The following is a 15,006-nucleotide window of genomic DNA, read 5'->3' as shown; positions in this document are numbered from 1 at the left end:
AACTAATATTAGAAAATCGCCTTAATAGGCAGACAAGCTCAATAAATCAATTAGTTAAGGTCCATCGAGATTGCCTAAATTTTATAGTAGTTGGTTTATTGATTTTTACAACACTTCTCTGGTTTATACATTTTCTGATTCCTGATAATAAACAAGTATTGGATTTAGGCATAATTCAGGTTCATAATAATGGATTCCTTAATGTGAGAATTTTTGTTTGGTTTTTGCTGCAAAAATTGATTATCCTTATTCCTCTGGTGCTGTGGTTTATTACTTGTCAGCATTGGTGGAAATACGCTATTCTTTCGCCAATAATTTTGTACTCCTTTCAGTTTTGGGAAGCCACACAGGATGTAAGTTCATTGGATGCTGCGGGTAATATAAAAGCTTTCCCCGCCATTTTTTGTGTTGTACTTCTTCTTTTAATGATATCTAAAGCCATCAAATACAGGGTGGAAATATTAATGATGTACGAACATCTGACGGAGGAGATAGAGGATCTTCTAAAAAATGCTGATTTTAATGCAAACAGCGTACTTTATAAAAACGTAAAACGGTTTAAATTGCTAAAAGCAGAAATAGCGAAAGAAACCAATGCCCGGAAGCAATTAATGAAGCTTATAACTTTAAGAGAAGAATTAGTAAAACAGTTAAATATCAACTATTAAAGCTATTCTTTTAAACGCTTCTGTGTTTTTTCAATCTCTTCGGTTACTTCTTTTAGTAATCGTTTCAATTCCTCTTCCTGGTGTTCTTTGATTTTTTGTTCAATAAGGTCTTCAATCTCTTGTTGCCTGGATTTGGGCAGATGATCAAAATCAAGAATTTCATCCTCTTCTCCCTTGTTCAACATATCTCCTTCTCCGGTAATAAGCCATACTACATTAAGTTGGGGATAAACTTTAAGAATGTTTTCAATGACGTCGCTACCAATAGATGCATTGTTCTTTTTCATTCTTAAGGTATAGCCATTACTGGCACCTATTGATAAATCGAACTGTCTTGCACTGAGTCCGGCAAATTTAATAAACTGCATTAAACGATCTATCGTTTTAAACATTTCCTAGAAAATAATCGATATAAAACTTCATTTTATCAAAGGTAAGGATTTAAAAAGAGATAAAAAAGAACTGAATATATGTGAAAGGTAGTCTAATTTGTAAGAAAATAGAAAAATATCTATATTTTATTTGCATATATAGAAAATAATCTATAATATTATAAAAGAATTAATGTACCTGGTTTATTAAACCATATTTTTAAAAAACACTTTAAATATCCCCGAAAATATTGTTATTGAAAAAAAGGGTAGAAGATGAATAAAATTAAAACCTTAGAAAACCTGCAAAAACTTCATTTACTTATAGAGGCAGAATGTACAGGTCCACCTCGGTCACTTTCACGTAGAATGGAATTGAGCGAACGTTCTGTATATAACCTACTGGAAGTATTAAAGGATTTTAATGCTCCTGTAGCGTACAGCAGAAGGAGGAAAACGTATTATTACAGTAACCATTTTAAACTTGATTTTCGAATTTCACTGTCGGTTACAAATAACAATGAAGTGACTGAATTATTTAAAGGTAGTTATTTAAATTAAGTATTAAATTAAGAATAATAAAAGAGACCTATAGGATTAAAAAGAATTGTTAATTAGTTTTTCGTTTGATCTCTCTTTAAAGGCCAGCTTCCAATAGCTGGCTTTTATTTTAGAGGTATTCTAGGAATCAAATGTTTTTAGAAGAAAATAATAATGATATTTTTTAAACAAAATGACATACAAATAAAGCCGCAGATTCCTAGCCTTCAGTTTATTTTTAAATTTTTTGGAAGATTTATTGAAGTATTGGGTTATACTGTATATTTTATCCCTTCCCATATCTTTGAGAATGAGATAACTCTGATATCTTAAATAAGGAGCAAGATTTTTTCCCCGGTGTGATTCAAAAGTGTACATATGAAAGAGATAGCCCTCGTTTTCACCAATTTGAAAAGTTTTTTGGTAAAAATTAGTATCTTTTAATTCGATTAGCATAAATGCAGCAATTTCTCCCTTGTATTTTAAACCAATACATTTGAGCTGATCATGAAAATAAAGTATTCCCGCTATCTGATCATTACCAATTATTTTTTTTCTTAAAGCCTTAATTGCTTCTATATCAAGATGGACTAATTCATAATCCAAAGAATCGCCCTTTATTTGAGGTGGTTCACAATCTGATGCGCCTTCCTGTACCCAGTAAAAAGGATTTATATCAAATCCGAACCTTGCAAGTTGATTCCTTACCCCAAATAAAAAAAGGCCGTTCTTAAGAATATTCCAAAACCATTTTATCCTATAAAATTTGTCCTTGTTTACTTCCATTAGTGCATTGGATTATATTTCTATTTACGTCCATATCTTCCATTTCCAGGCTCCATATTCATAAGCCTTCTGAACTCCTTGGAGGACATAAGCTCCCTTCCATTCACTTTAGCAATGGTATGTATTCTTTCAATTAATTCAAGATTATTTGCCAACTTTGTTCTATATGCATCATACCAGATATTATCCTCAATACCCACTCTAACTCCTCCACCAACAGCAATTGATAATGAATTCATTTTAAGTTGTGCATTCCCAATTCCTGCCAAACTCCAAAGTGAGTTTTCCGGAAGATCCTGAATCATAATCCCCGTATGTAATAAATTTGCTTGTGAACACGCAATGTTACCAAGAAGAAGATTAAAGTAATACGGCGGTTCAAGCAGGCCTTTTTTTATAAGATACTTCGAAAAATTCACCATCCCGATATCAAATGCTTCCAATTCGGGAACAATTCCCTTTTCCTTCATTATAGCCGCTAAACTTTGTATCATATCAGGGGAATTCATGCTGGCGACTTTATTAAAATTCAGGGAGCTCAAGGTTAAACTACCCATATCTGGTTTCAGATCACCCTCCAGGTGCAGGGCATCTGCCCGTTGTTCCAGTTCTTTAAAATTTCTACCACTTAATGAAACGCAAATCACAAGAAAAGGATCAAATTTTCTGATACCACTAATTATTTCGCTATATATTTCTTTTTTATAACTGGGTTCTTCAGTGATTTCATCCCGTGCGTGCAGATGAACCATTGTAATTCCTGCTTCGGTTGCCCGATGTACATCGTCTATTATTTCTGATACACTGATAGGGACGTGGGGAGTCATTTTTTTTGTAGGGATCATCCCCGTAGGAGTGAAGTTGACTATCAATTTATCTGACATAGCAAAAAAGTATAGGCTTAGGTTAGCTTTATAAAAGGAATGCATTCTATAACAAAAAGTACGACCTTAATATGTTTCTTTTTAACATTATAATGTCTTCCTCAAGCTAATATAATTAAAAACAGAGATTGGATTCCTTAAACTAATAATTACTAGTTATCTGGTTCGAAAGAGTAGATGTTACGCTACCTAGTCACTTGTTTTACATCGGATTATGAATAATCTAACCAGGAAAAATTAGTTTAGATTCACAGGATCAATTTAGAATTAATAAAGATTCAAATCTCTTTTTAGGAAAACTTAAAAAGAAAAATATAAACCGACCAAAGAAAACAAAAAATAAAAAAGCTATAAAGAATAAAGGAAAGTGTAGCTCTTTTTTTCATCAGATAGGGGTTATATTAATAAATATTAAGAGATCTATAGTAATACTTTTCCTCCTTTTTAGCGCAGGAAATCCGATTTTAGACACAAATATTCGTTGAAAACAGCTATTTTACGATTATGAATAAACTTAAATATTTTCAAATGACAATTATGCTCTCGAGGAAATCTCCAATAAAATAGGCAACCATCGCAGCAATACTTCCTAATAATAATGTTTCCAGTATTCCCTTCCAAAAGACATAGCGCACCCATCTGCCAGCAAATTTGCAAATCCAAGAATAATTATTATGACACTATCAAGGCCCGCACCTACAGAGCCGGCTACAACGGCAAAAGTAGTTGCACAACCATCGATCCCACCATAAAAGAATTCACCTAAATACTCTTCGTATTTCTTCAGGAAACCTGAGCTTTTATGCAAGGTTTTTCATTATGTGCTCTGGAATCTTCTGTCAAAATGTGTTTATATGAATTTTCATGCCCAGAATGAAGAGTATCACCAACAGTTTTAACTCATTACTTTTTTTAAAGCTTGGCCAAATGTTTCCATATCCTCTAATCTTCCGGTACTAATACGTGCCCAATTGTTTAAAGGTGGAAAAGGGCGCCCAATCAGAACATTATGCTTCTTCATCTCATTGATCACAGTTTGAATTGGCCTACCGGTTTTGAAAAAGACAAAATTGGTGTGCGACTTTACATAATCCAAACCTAAATCATCCAGGTTCTGGTAGATCAGTGATTTTGCCTTAAAATTTTGCATAATACTAAATTTGTAGAATTCATCATCTCTCAAGGCTTCCTTTGCTGCTTCAATAGCGAGAATATTGGTATTTGCCATTACAGCTGATTTCAAATTACGGGCAATCTCTGGCTTTGCAATTAAATAACCAACTCTTAATCCGGCTAGACCATAAACTTTTGAAAATGTTTTAGAGACAATAATATTTCTACCTTCTTTAACCAACTCTACCATTGAAGGATATTCGGGTTCTGTAATAAAATCGTAGTAGGCTTCATCACTAAATATTACGGCATCTTTTTCATGGGATTTACAGAAATCCAGTAAACTTGATTTATTCAATAGAGTACCGGTTGGATTATTTGGATTGCAAATAAAAATAAGCCTGGTATTCTTGTTTATTTTTTCTGCCATTGCAGGCAAGTCATGCCCCATGGCTTCATTTATAGGAACTCGATGTACTTTTGCCTTAAATGTTTCCGCATACCGCAACATGGCTTGAAAAGTAGGGTCTGCAGAAATAATCTCGCCACCACCCAGTCCGTAGACAAGGCCGGCCGCCTTTAAGCCTTCTGTAGAGCCTCCGGTCACAACTACATGATCCTTGGTAATACCTTCTTTTAAGGCAATCATTTCAACTAAACCGGATAAACTTCTGAACGGGTATCTACAAGCTTCATCAAACGAATTTGTAAGTATTTTTCTAACCCTTTCTGAAGGGCCATAAGGATTCTCATTGGCATTAAGTAATACCATAGAATCCGCTGAATTAGTTCGCAGGGGGAAATCCAGTGCCATACTTTCTAATCCGCCTAATAAAGCGAAACTGCCGGTTAAACCTACTGTTTTTAACCAATGCCTTCTATCTATATTTTTCATGTTCTGAAATTATGAAAAATAAGTTACAAAGAATAATTGAAGAATAAGTTTAGTTATTTAATTAGCCTTTAGGGAATAAATAATTTAAACTGATTAAATCTCAAACAAAAGAGAGAAATCATTCAAACTTTAGCAGACTAAATTATTGTAAACAGGCGTCTTAACAGCAAACTACTAATTTCTGACTTTAGAATAAACCGCACCGAATTTTAATAAAGGGTATTGGAAATAAAAATAGTTACAATGAGAATTACCATTGCCGCATTAACTGTAATAGCAATAATCTTCTTTTCATTAATAGGTTCATTACGACCCTTATAAAGGATGATTGTGCCAACTACACCTAAAATACCTGAGAGGATTATTGGTAAACCAAAGAGGTAACGTGAAAAAACTGGATTAATGTTAACCACAATTGCAAATGCCGCAAAAGTGAGTAGAAAAAGGATAAGTTTACTCAACTTATAGGATCTTTCTGTATATGAATTATTAGCTTCCATAATTTCCGGGGTTTTGTTAAAACGCAATTAGATTACTTTTATATTGGCCCTTAAACCTTCCTTTATCCCCAAAATATTATTTACTGTTTCATTTAAATAATACTTAATAAGTGTACTAGGAATTCTTAAGGTTGTGAATCCATCTTGAAATGAGTGCATGGATTCTTCCAGATCGTTCATTGCCTGTTCATGGGTAAGCATTTGATATTCAGAATCGATTTCTATATTTAATTTTACCCTTGAAAAAGCAATGTCTACTGATTTTTTACCGTCCCACCATTCTAACATTGGATGAACTCCGGCTTTCTTAAGCCCATAGTAAAGCTTTATAGCCTCAATTGGGGTGTTATTTTGACTGATGAGTCTGTCTATACGCTTTTTATGTTTGGAACACAATTCTACATCATAAAATTCCATAGACGTTTTATGATCCAAATAACTAAGCTCTTTTTTACAATCTAAACATGTCATTCTTAAGTAGGTAATATTTTAATTTGGGATAGTTATAACCCAGAGTTTTTTGGAATATTATATTTTATCGATGTATGGCAACTCACTTTTAGACGAACTGCAATATTTTAGATGAACTGCACTTATTATGTTAATTTTTTTTGAACTAATATTAGATTCCGGAGCTCTATTATTCTTTAAAGAGTCTATATTTACTCCTCCATCTTTAACTTATTACAATTAAATGTTCAAGAAATTAGGCCCAGGGGTATTAGTTGCTGCTGCATTTATAGGTCCGGGTACAATAACCGCTTGTACAATTGCAGGTGTTGGATTTGGATATGCATTGCTTTGGGCTATGTTACTTTCCATTATTGCCACGATTATCCTGCAGGAAATGTCTGCCAGAGTCGGGGTTATTACACAGAAAGGACTTGCAGAGGTCATAGGGGAACAGTTAGCCATTCCGTGGCTGCATTACCTTGTTATGGGTATTATACTAAGCGCAATAGTAATTGGTAATACGGCGTACGAGGCAGGGAATATAAGCGGGGCAACCTTGGGTTTGCAAGTCTTATTCGGCTCTAACTATGCCGCACTATATCCATGGATTATTGGTTTTATTGCCTTTTTGTTATTGTATTTAGGGTCCTATAAAACCCTGGAAAAGGTATTTATTTCACTCGTGTTGATTATGAGTGTTTCGTTTGTATTAACCGCCCTTTTTACCAAACCAGATCTAATGGAAATTTTAAAGGGCTTATTTATTCCTTCTATTCCCGACAAAAGCATCTTTAATATAATTGCTTTGGTAGGCACTACAGTAGTTCCTTATAATTTATTTCTACATGCATCATTAATAAAGGAAAAATGGAATTCGTCAGACGATCTTAAAAGCGTCCGAAGAGATACCTTATTATCCATTGGAGTAGGAGGACTTGTTTCAATAGCTATTATTATTTCCGCGGCAGCAATTAATTCAACAGAAGTTAAGGATGCATTGGATCTGGCCAAAGGACTAGAACCATTGTATGGTAAAAGCGCCAAATATTTAATGGGAATTGGTCTTTTTGCAGCGGGGATTACCTCAGCTATTACGGCCCCTTTAGCAGCTGCCTATGTAGCTAATAGCTGTTTTGGATGGAATACTAAAGTAACGGATGTCCGGTTCAGAATTGTTTGGATGGTTGTACTTTTTATTGGAGTGATCTCACTCTCTTTTGGAATCAGGCCAATAGTAATCATACAATTTGCACAGGTTGCCAATGGGCTGTTGTTACCCATTATTGCAATAATTTTAATTTGGATAGTAAATAAATCGTCAGTTCTGGGAGACTTCAAGAATTCCATTTGGCAGAATGTACCTGCAATTATTATCATTATTTTAGTAATAGTTCTTGGGGCTAAAAGTATTTTCAGTGTTTTTGGAATAATATGATCAACAAAGTGTTTATAGATATTAACTGTGATGTAGGAGAAGGTGTAGGTAATGAAAGTGCCCTTTTTCCGCATATTAGTTCATGTAATATAGCTTGTGGCGGTCATGCAGGAGATATCAATACTATGTCTGAAATAGTTCAGTTGGCACAAAAGTTTGGAATTAAAGTGGGTGCACACCCTTCATATCCGGATAGAGATAACTTTGGTCGCAAATCAATGAAAATAGAAAAGGGGCGTCTCAAAGAAAGTATTCAGAAACAAATTAAAGGATTAGAAGCCATTTTAAGCAAGGCCGAAATACAACTACATCATATTAAAGCACACGGAGCTCTATATAATGATATTGCGCGTGATTTGGATTTATCTATTATGTATTTGGAAAGCATTCGCGCGTATAAGGACCATGTTTTATTGTACCTGCCTTATGGTTCAGTTATAGAAGAAGAAGCTCGCAAACAAGGATATAAAATATCACTTGAAGCTTTTGGTGATCGAAATTATAATGAGGACTTAAGCCTTGTTTCTCGGCACTCATCACTGGCCATGATAGAAGAGCCAAAAAAGGTACTGGATCACATTGTATCAATGGTTATAAATAACAAGGTATATACCTTGAATGGAGTTCAAATACCAATTTGGGCAGACACTTATTGTATTCATGGTGATACAGCTACAGCTTTACAAATATTAATGTATCTTTCGGACGAATTGCCTAAACAGCATATTTTTCTAAAAAAGTGAGTTCCTATCCCATATCAATTAGACCTTTTGGAGAACATGCAATTTTAATAGAATGGCCAAATGAGGTTTCAGAAGCTATCCTTTATGATATCCTAGATTTTGCTGAAAGTTTCAAATTGGTTTTTAAAGACGCTATTAATTGGGAACTAGTCCCGGCCTACAATTCTCTTACCCTGATTAACCGGGAAAATAGAATAGAATTTTCTAAAATTAAATTTCAGCTGCTGGAATGCTATAAGAACAGGAAGGCCAGCGGTCATCCTCAACGTTATTTATGGAAACTACCCGTTTGTTACGATCTTGAATTTGGTATTGATCTGGAAGAAGTTTCCAAAATTTTAGGTATTAGTGTCAAGGATATTATTAAGGCACATACGCATCACATTTACACTGTTTACGGCATTGGATTTTTACCTGGATTTATGTATTTAGGAGGATTGCCTAAAGAATTGGAAACCCCCAGAAAATCTATGCCCAGGCTACAGGTATTTAAAGGTTCTGTTGGTCTTGCAGGCAAACAAACCGGTATATATCCGCAAGATTCTCCAGGTGGATGGAATATTATTGGAAACTGTCCGATATCTCTTTTTAATGTGAATCTTGAAAACCCCTGCTTTGTAAGTGTTGGAGATCAGATTCAATTCTATGCTATTAGCCGTGCAGAATATGATTTACATAAAATAGAGACAGAGGTTGGAATATATAACCTCGATAAAATCAAGATAGATGCTTAAAGTAATTCATCCGGGGTTTTTTACCACAATTCAGGATACAGGGAGATATGGATACCGTGAAAAAGGAGTACCAGTATCTGGATGTATGGATAATTATTCCGCCTCTATAGCCAATTCTTTATTGGAGAATGAGGAAACGGATGCTGTAATGGAAATAACGATGACAGGTCCTAAGCTAGAATTTCATACTTCGAGTTTTTTCGCTATTACCGGAGCTGAAATGTCCCCGAATTTAAATGGAATTCCAGTTAATTCCTATGAAGTACACAAAGCGAATGAAGGTGATGTATTATCTTTTGGAAAACTAATTAATGGTTTCAGAAGTTATCTGGCTGTTAAAGGAGGATTCCTCACCGAAGTTAAATTAACGAGCAGGTCATTTTACAAACCAATAACTGATCGGAATTGTATTAAAGAACGAATGGAAATACCCATCGAAGAGTATACAAAATATTCTCCAAAAATAAGTCATATAAAACCGGAAGCCTGGCATAAGGAACATGAATTGATTGTTTTTAAAGGTCCTGAATATAGTATATTAAATGAAGATCAATTAAAGTTATTATTTACTAATAAGTTTACCATTGCCAAGGAAAATAATCGGATGGCATATCAGCTTGAAGAATTGATAGGCGCAAATTCTCACAGGATGCTAACTTCTGCAACCCTGCCTGGAACTGTTCAATTGACTCCTGCCGGAAAATTAATCATACTGATGCGTGATGGGCAAACAACCGGCGGATATCCCCGGGTTCTTCAATTGGATACTAAATCAATAGCGCTTTTATCGCAAAAGAAATTTGGCGATAAAATTTCTCTTCACCCTTTAAGACACTAAATTTCTTTATACACTTCTTGAAAAGGAATCCGGAAGCGTGAACCATATATACCTTTCGAATCTCGTAGGCCACATGCAACCACCATATTGATTTCACTACCTCTTGGTAAATCTAAAATTCTTTTTATGCGCAAGGTATCTGATCCTTCCATAGGACAAGTGTCATAACCAACAGCGGCCATAGAGATCATAAAGTTCTGTGCGGCCAATGCGGCACTTTTATGGGCAACAATTCGCATATCAGAGTTTCGAAGCTGTCTGTAAACAGGTTTGAAGAATCCTAAAAGGTTGAAAGCTAAAAAGCGTATCCATCCTAAAATACCTAAAAAGTCAATATATAAAGAAGGTATAATCTTTTTGTAATAAGATATGGCAAATTTTTCCCTGCTGTCGTATGCTTCTACCGGTTTATCGCCAAAACTTTTCTTTAAAAAATTAAGATTCGCTTTTGCTCTTTTATTCCAAAGATTCTTTCTTGCGACAATTACGACCAATTGATTGGCTGTTTTGGCAGCAGGTTGGTCAAAACATGCAGCACTTATCTTCTTTTGGACAGCTTTACTAGTAATATGATAAAATTCCCATAATTGTAAATTACTACTTGTAGGCGCCAAAACTGCATTTTCAAGGCATTTCCTTACGACCTTGGTATCAATTTCTTCTTCTTGTTTATAAATTCGTACTGACCTTCTGTAGGTTATAGCTTCAGTGACTGTTTTTTCTACTACCATAAGTATGTATTATATCTCATACCGCAAAGAAAGGATTATACATTTTTACAAACAAATATTTGTACGGACATAAAATCTAATCTAAAAATAACGTATTTGGCATACTTCATCATTTATTGAATATGGGATATGTAGGGTCCTTATATATTTGAAAATCAATGAACTAATCAAATAAATGTTTTATTGAATTTGAACCAGTATTAATTGTTAAAATCATCAACTTTTTTAAACAATTATCTTTGAATGCTATAGCAATTAAGAGCTATATCTAATTAACGAGAACCTTTTTAATGGAATTGAACAAATACAGTAAAAATGTAACACAAGATCCAACTCAACCTGCTGCCCAGGCTATGTTATATGCGCTTGGATTAAATGAGGAGGATTTAAAAAAACCTTTTATTGGAATTGGGAGTACCGGCTATGAGGGAAATCCATGTAATATGCATTTGAATGATCTTGCACAGGAAGTAAAGCAAGGAGTTCAACAAAACAATTTAGTAGGACTTGTATTTAATACTATTGGAGTTAGTGATGGAATTTCTATGGGAACATACGGAATGCGATATTCATTACCCTCAAGAGATATTATAGCCGATTCAATGGAAACAGTAGTTCAGGCAATGAATTATGATGGCCTGGCAACTGTTGTCGGTTGTGATAAAAATATGCCGGGGGCCTTGATGGCCATGATCCGCTTAGACAGACCTTCTATTTTGGTTTATGGAGGTACCATCGCTTCAGGTTGTTTTAAGGATAAAAAACTCGATATTGTTTCTGCATTTGAAGCCTGGGGAGAGAAAGTTGCCGGGACTATGAATGATAAGGATTTTAAAAGTGTCATTCAAAATGCCTGTCCCGGGGCAGGTGCCTGTGGTGGTATGTACACTGCTAATACTATGGCCTCGGCAATAGAAGCTTTAGGTATGGCATTACCCTATAACTCTTCGAATCCTGCCATTGGCAAGGAAAAACATCAGGATTGTATTAATTCAGGCAAGGCATTGTGGCATTTAATAGAGCACGATATTAAACCGAGTGATATAATTACACGAAAGTCATTTGAAAATGCAATTCGGTTAATAACAGTTATGGGAGGTTCCACAAATGCGGTATTGCATTTTCTGGCAATTGCGAAAGCTGCGGAAATTGATTTTACATTGGATGATTTTCAAAAAATAAGTGATACCACTCCTTTTCTGGCCGACTTAAAGCCTAGTGGAAAATATTTGATGGAAGATATTCATCGTGTGGGAGGTACTCCTGCCGTAATGAAATTTATGCTTGAAAATGGAATGCTGCATGGCGACTGCTTAACGGTTACAGGTAAAACAATTGCTGAGAATTTAGCAGATTTACCAGGTTTGAAACCGGGTCAGAAGGTAGTTAAATCGCTACAAGATCCAATCAAGGAAACGGGGCACTTACGTATTCTTTATGGGAATTTGGCAAAAGATGGAGCCGTAGCCAAAATTACAGGTAAAGAAGGACTTTATTTTACAGGTCCGGCAAAAGTTTTTGATGATGAGTTTAAGGCAAATGATGGAATAGGAAAAGGATTGGTGAAAAAAGGAGACGTGGTGGTTATAAGGTATGAAGGACCTAAAGGGGGCCCAGGCATGCCGGAAATGTTGAAGCCAACTGCCGCAATTATGGGAGCTGGACTTGGAAAAGAAGTTGCATTGATAACCGACGGCCGTTTTTCAGGTGGAACCCATGGTTTTGTAGTGGGCCATATTTCACCTGAGGCTCAGGATGGTGGTACCATTGCTTTGTTGGAAGATGGTGATATTATTACCATTGATGCGGAAAAAAATAGTATTTCAGTAAATTTAACAGATAAAGAAATTAGTGAAAGAAAGTCAAAATGGGTACAACCGGCACTTAAAGTTAATAAGGGGAGCTTATATAAATATGCGAAAACAGTTTCATCGGCCTCCCTGGGTTGTGTAACTGATGAGTTTTAAGTTGTCAAACCAATTTTTATAAAGAGAAGGCTAATAAAATTATAGCATTTAATAAAAGATAATGCGTATGCAAACATTAAAGGAAAAAAAACCGAAGACGCACAATGAGGCTTCGATTAGAATTAGCGGTGCTGAAGCAATTATCCATTGTCTTCTCGCAGAAGATGTGAATTTGATATATGGTTATCCGGGTGGTGCTATTATGCCTGTATATGATGAGTTATATAAGTTTCAGGATAGACTTCACCATGTGCTTACCCGGCACGAACAAGGGGCTACGCATGCAGCACAGGGTTTTGCCCGTGTTACAGGAAAAGTGGGTGTTGCAATAGCAACTTCTGGCCCCGGAGCAACAAATTTAGTTACGGGTCTTGCAGATGCGCAGATAGATTCTACTCCAATGATTTGCATTACAGGCCAAGTGCCTAGGCATCTGCTTGGGTCCGATGCATTTCAGGAAACAGATATAATTGGAATATCTACCCCGGTTACCAAATGGAATTATCAGATTACAAAAGCTTCTGAGATTCCTGAAATTATGGCAAAGGCCTTCTTTATAGCAAAATCGGGTCGACCAGGTCCTGTATTAATTGATATTACAAAGAACGCGCAATTTGAAGAGTTTGATTTTAGTTACAGTCGCTGTATTGGAGTGAGAAGTTACAAGCCCAGCCCAAAGCCTGAGATTGCAAAAATTGAATCTGCTGCGGAACTAATTAATAATGCTAAAAAACCTTATATAGTTTTCGGTCATGGTGTAATTCTTGGAAAAGCAGAGGAGCAGCTTCGCACATTGGTTGAAAAAGCCGGTATCCCGGCTGCATGGACCATTTTGGGTTTATCTGCCATGGACACAGATCACCCTTTAAATGTAGGAATGGTTGGAATGCATGGAAACTACGGCCCAAATGTTCTTACCAATGAATGCGATGTTCTTATAGCAATAGGAATGCGCTTTGATGACAGGGTTACAGGAAGTCTTGAGACCTATGCAAAACAAGCTAAAGTCATTCACTTTGAAATAGACCCTGCCGAGATCGATAAAAACGTGAAAGCAGATGTGGCTATTTTAGGTAATGCAAGAGAATCACTTGATTTATTGCTGCCATTAATAAAAGAAAATAATCATGATGCGTGGCATAATAAGTTCAAAAAGTGCTATGAAGAGGAATATGAAGCTGTGATTAAAAATGATCTTTACCCAACCAAACCCGGGCTTACTATGGGGGAGGTAATTAAGGAAATAAATCTGGCTTCAGAAAATAAAGCGGTTATAGTGACCGATGTAGGTCAGCATCAAATGATAGCATGTAGGTATGCCAAGTTCAAACAAACTAAAAGTAATATTACTTCAGGAGGTTTGGGAACCATGGGATTTGCACTCCCGGCGGCTATAGGCGCCAAAATGGGAGCAATGGATAGGGAAGTGGTTGCTATCATTGGAGATGGTGGTTTCCAAATGACAATTCAGGAATTAGCTACCATTTTTCAGAATAAGACCCCTGTGAAAATTGTTGTCTTAAACAATGGTCACTTAGGCATGGTAAGGCAGTGGCAGGAATTATTCTTTGAAAGCAGATATGCTTCAACTGTAATGACTAACCCAGACTTTGTAAAAATAGCCGAAGGATATCGTATTGAAGCAAAGAAGGTAGAAGAACGCAAGGAGCTTAAGTCGGCTGTGCAATCTATGATGGCATCAAAAGAGCCATTCTTTCTGGAAGTGAGCGTTGAAAATGAAGATAATGTTTTCCCAATGATCCCATCCGGGGCATCGGTTTCAGATATTCGTTTAAAATAAACTAGCATGGAAAAAAAATGGTTTACCATATCGGTCTATTCCGAAAATAATGTTGGATTGCTCAATAGGATATCTGGTATATTCTTAAAGAGACATATAAACATAGAAAGTTTAAATGTTTCAAAATCAGAAATTGAGCATGTATCGAAGTTTACTATTGTTATCAATACTACAGAAGATTGGACACAAAAAATAGTAGCACAGATTGAAAAACAAATTGAAGTTATTAAAGCATTTTATCATACGGATGAGGAGACCATTTATCAGGAATCTGCTCTATTCAAAATTGCCTCACATCTTTTATTTGATGAACCTCAGATACAGAATATAATTTCGGAGAGTAAATCCAAAATTGTAACAGTATCCAGGGATTATTTTGTGTTGGCAAAAACAGGCAGACGGCATGAGATTGATGAAATGCATGATAATCTGGAACCTTTTGGCATTATGCAGTTTGTGCGTTCGGGTAGAATTGCGGTCTCAAAATCAGAAATGCCCATTACTTCGTTAATAAATGACTTTTATCAATCATAATTTTTTTAGATAA

General features: G+C 35.6%; 17 protein-coding genes. 9 read left to right on the top strand and 8 right to left on the bottom strand.

From position 1 onward, the window contains the following. Nucleotides 1–158 precede the first annotated feature (158 nt). Nucleotides 159–668, top strand: coding sequence for a hypothetical protein (locus Q0874_RS10345; protein ID WP_299162712.1), 510 nt, complete (start codon nucleotides 159–161; stop codon nucleotides 666–668). Between the two features lie 2 nt (nucleotides 669–670). Here the strand turns inward: Q0874_RS10345 and Q0874_RS10340 are convergent, their stop codons facing one another. After that, a complete protein-coding gene (locus Q0874_RS10340) occupies nucleotides 671–1,036 on the bottom strand; it encodes a hypothetical protein (protein ID WP_367275436.1) in 366 nt (121 codons plus the stop codon). Between the two features lie 279 nt (nucleotides 1,037–1,315). Between Q0874_RS10340 and Q0874_RS10335 the strand changes: the two genes are divergently transcribed. Beyond that, on the top strand, nucleotides 1,316–1,600 hold the full coding sequence (locus Q0874_RS10335; protein WP_299162708.1) for a DNA-binding protein: 285 nt from the start codon (nucleotides 1,316–1,318) through the stop codon (nucleotides 1,598–1,600). A 120-nt stretch (nucleotides 1,601–1,720) separates the two neighbouring features. On the opposite strand, the gene Q0874_RS10330 is transcribed toward Q0874_RS10335, so the two are convergent. From Q0874_RS10330 to Q0874_RS10305, 6 genes are all read right to left on the bottom strand, one after another. Further along, nucleotides 1,721–2,365: a hypothetical protein gene (locus tag Q0874_RS10330; RefSeq protein ID WP_299162705.1), complete on the bottom strand. Its 645-nt coding sequence runs from the start codon at nucleotides 2,363–2,365 to the stop codon at nucleotides 1,721–1,723. A gap of 20 nt (nucleotides 2,366–2,385) precedes the next feature. Further along, on the bottom strand, nucleotides 2,386–3,249 hold the full coding sequence (locus Q0874_RS10325) for a 3-keto-5-aminohexanoate cleavage protein (RefSeq protein ID WP_299162702.1): 864 nt from the start codon (nucleotides 3,247–3,249) through the stop codon (nucleotides 2,386–2,388). 589 nt (nucleotides 3,250–3,838) lie between these two features. After that, nucleotides 3,839–4,057 (bottom strand): VIT1/CCC1 transporter family protein, encoded by a 219-nt coding sequence (locus Q0874_RS10320; protein WP_299162699.1) that lies wholly within the window; start codon nucleotides 4,055–4,057, stop codon nucleotides 3,839–3,841. Between the two features lie 87 nt (nucleotides 4,058–4,144). Next, nucleotides 4,145–5,257 carry a histidinol-phosphate transaminase gene (locus Q0874_RS10315; RefSeq protein WP_299162697.1) on the bottom strand — a complete coding sequence of 371 codons (1,113 nt, stop codon included), beginning with the start codon at nucleotides 5,255–5,257 and terminating at the stop codon, nucleotides 4,145–4,147. Between the two features lie 209 nt (nucleotides 5,258–5,466). Next, a complete protein-coding gene (locus Q0874_RS10310) occupies nucleotides 5,467–5,757 on the bottom strand; it encodes a hypothetical protein (RefSeq protein ID WP_299162694.1) in 291 nt (96 codons plus the stop codon). 27 nt (nucleotides 5,758–5,784) lie between these two features. Continuing rightward, nucleotides 5,785–6,228 carry a hypothetical protein gene (locus Q0874_RS10305; protein ID WP_299162692.1) on the bottom strand — a complete coding sequence of 148 codons (444 nt, stop codon included), beginning with the start codon at nucleotides 6,226–6,228 and terminating at the stop codon, nucleotides 5,785–5,787. 223 nt (nucleotides 6,229–6,451) lie between these two features. Between Q0874_RS10305 and Q0874_RS10300 the strand changes: the two genes are divergently transcribed. From Q0874_RS10300 to Q0874_RS10285, 4 genes are read left to right on the top strand one after another with little or no spacing between them, the layout of a single operon-like run. After that, on the top strand, nucleotides 6,452–7,645 hold the full coding sequence (locus Q0874_RS10300; RefSeq protein ID WP_299162689.1) for an Nramp family divalent metal transporter: 1,194 nt from the start codon (nucleotides 6,452–6,454) through the stop codon (nucleotides 7,643–7,645). Continuing rightward, nucleotides 7,642–8,388, top strand: a complete 747-nt coding sequence (pxpA, locus tag Q0874_RS10295) for a 5-oxoprolinase subunit PxpA (RefSeq protein WP_299162686.1) — start codon at nucleotides 7,642–7,644, stop codon at nucleotides 8,386–8,388. Before Q0874_RS10300 ends, pxpA begins: the two co-directional genes overlap by 4 nt. After that, nucleotides 8,385–9,122, top strand: coding sequence for a 5-oxoprolinase subunit PxpB (gene pxpB / locus Q0874_RS10290; RefSeq protein WP_299162683.1), 738 nt, complete (start codon nucleotides 8,385–8,387; stop codon nucleotides 9,120–9,122). Before pxpA ends, pxpB begins: the two co-directional genes overlap by 4 nt. Continuing rightward, a complete protein-coding gene (locus tag Q0874_RS10285) occupies nucleotides 9,115–9,960 on the top strand; it encodes a biotin-dependent carboxyltransferase family protein (protein ID WP_299162680.1) in 846 nt (281 codons plus the stop codon). Before pxpB ends, Q0874_RS10285 begins: the two co-directional genes overlap by 8 nt. On the opposite strand, the gene Q0874_RS10280 is transcribed toward Q0874_RS10285, so the two are convergent. Continuing rightward, the gene (locus Q0874_RS10280; protein WP_299162678.1) at nucleotides 9,957–10,691 is read right to left on the bottom strand and encodes a nitroreductase family protein; all 735 of its coding nucleotides are present in this window, start codon (nucleotides 10,689–10,691) and stop codon (nucleotides 9,957–9,959) included. The genes Q0874_RS10285 and Q0874_RS10280 overlap by 4 nt on opposite strands. 290 nt (nucleotides 10,692–10,981) lie before the next feature. On the opposite strand from Q0874_RS10280, the gene ilvD reads away from it, so the two are divergent. From ilvD to ilvN, 3 genes are all read left to right on the top strand, one after another. Continuing rightward, nucleotides 10,982–12,658: a dihydroxy-acid dehydratase gene (gene ilvD, locus Q0874_RS10275; RefSeq protein WP_299162675.1), complete on the top strand. Its 1,677-nt coding sequence runs from the start codon at nucleotides 10,982–10,984 to the stop codon at nucleotides 12,656–12,658. Nucleotides 12,659–12,725: 67 nt separating this feature from the next. Then, a complete protein-coding gene (gene ilvB / locus Q0874_RS10270; RefSeq protein ID WP_299162672.1) occupies nucleotides 12,726–14,459 on the top strand; it encodes a biosynthetic-type acetolactate synthase large subunit in 1,734 nt (577 codons plus the stop codon). Between the two features lie 6 nt (nucleotides 14,460–14,465). Continuing rightward, nucleotides 14,466–14,993 carry an acetolactate synthase small subunit gene (ilvN, locus tag Q0874_RS10265; RefSeq protein ID WP_299162670.1) on the top strand — a complete coding sequence of 176 codons (528 nt, stop codon included), beginning with the start codon at nucleotides 14,466–14,468 and terminating at the stop codon, nucleotides 14,991–14,993. The last annotated feature ends 13 nt before the right edge of the window (nucleotides 14,994–15,006 follow it).

Source organism: uncultured Eudoraea sp. (genome assembly GCF_947490415.1).
GTDB lineage: Bacteria > Bacteroidota > Bacteroidia > Flavobacteriales > Flavobacteriaceae > Eudoraea.
This window is presented reverse-complemented; position numbering and strand designations above follow the sequence as displayed.

Excerpts from the sequence above, each read along its gene's own strand:
- pxpA (WP_299162686.1), top strand. The coding sequence starts at position 7,642 with ATGATCAACAAAGTGTTTATAGATATTAACTGTGATGTAGGAGAAGGT.
- Q0874_RS10285 (WP_299162680.1), top strand. The coding sequence starts at position 9,115 with ATGCTTAAAGTAATTCATCCGGGGTTTTTTACCACAATTCAGGATACA.
- Q0874_RS10340 (WP_367275436.1), bottom strand. The coding sequence starts at position 1,036 with ATGCAGTTTATTAAATTTGCCGGACTCAGTGCAAGACAGTTCGATTTA.
- Q0874_RS10330 (WP_299162705.1), bottom strand. The coding sequence starts at position 2,365 with ATGGAAGTAAACAAGGACAAATTTTATAGGATAAAATGGTTTTGGAAT.
- Q0874_RS10335 (WP_299162708.1), top strand. The coding sequence starts at position 1,316 with ATGAATAAAATTAAAACCTTAGAAAACCTGCAAAAACTTCATTTACTT.
- Q0874_RS10305 (WP_299162692.1), bottom strand. The coding sequence starts at position 6,228 with ATGACATGTTTAGATTGTAAAAAAGAGCTTAGTTATTTGGATCATAAA.
- ilvN (WP_299162670.1), top strand. The coding sequence starts at position 14,466 with ATGGAAAAAAAATGGTTTACCATATCGGTCTATTCCGAAAATAATGTT.
- ilvB (WP_299162672.1), top strand. The coding sequence starts at position 12,726 with ATGCAAACATTAAAGGAAAAAAAACCGAAGACGCACAATGAGGCTTCG.
- Q0874_RS10325 (WP_299162702.1), bottom strand. The coding sequence starts at position 3,249 with ATGTCAGATAAATTGATAGTCAACTTCACTCCTACGGGGATGATCCCT.
- Q0874_RS10310 (WP_299162694.1), bottom strand. The coding sequence starts at position 5,757 with ATGGAAGCTAATAATTCATATACAGAAAGATCCTATAAGTTGAGTAAA.
- ilvD (WP_299162675.1), top strand. The coding sequence starts at position 10,982 with ATGGAATTGAACAAATACAGTAAAAATGTAACACAAGATCCAACTCAA.
- Q0874_RS10315 (WP_299162697.1), bottom strand. The coding sequence starts at position 5,257 with ATGAAAAATATAGATAGAAGGCATTGGTTAAAAACAGTAGGTTTAACC.
- Q0874_RS10280 (WP_299162678.1), bottom strand. The coding sequence starts at position 10,691 with ATGGTAGTAGAAAAAACAGTCACTGAAGCTATAACCTACAGAAGGTCA.
- Q0874_RS10300 (WP_299162689.1), top strand. The coding sequence starts at position 6,452 with ATGTTCAAGAAATTAGGCCCAGGGGTATTAGTTGCTGCTGCATTTATA.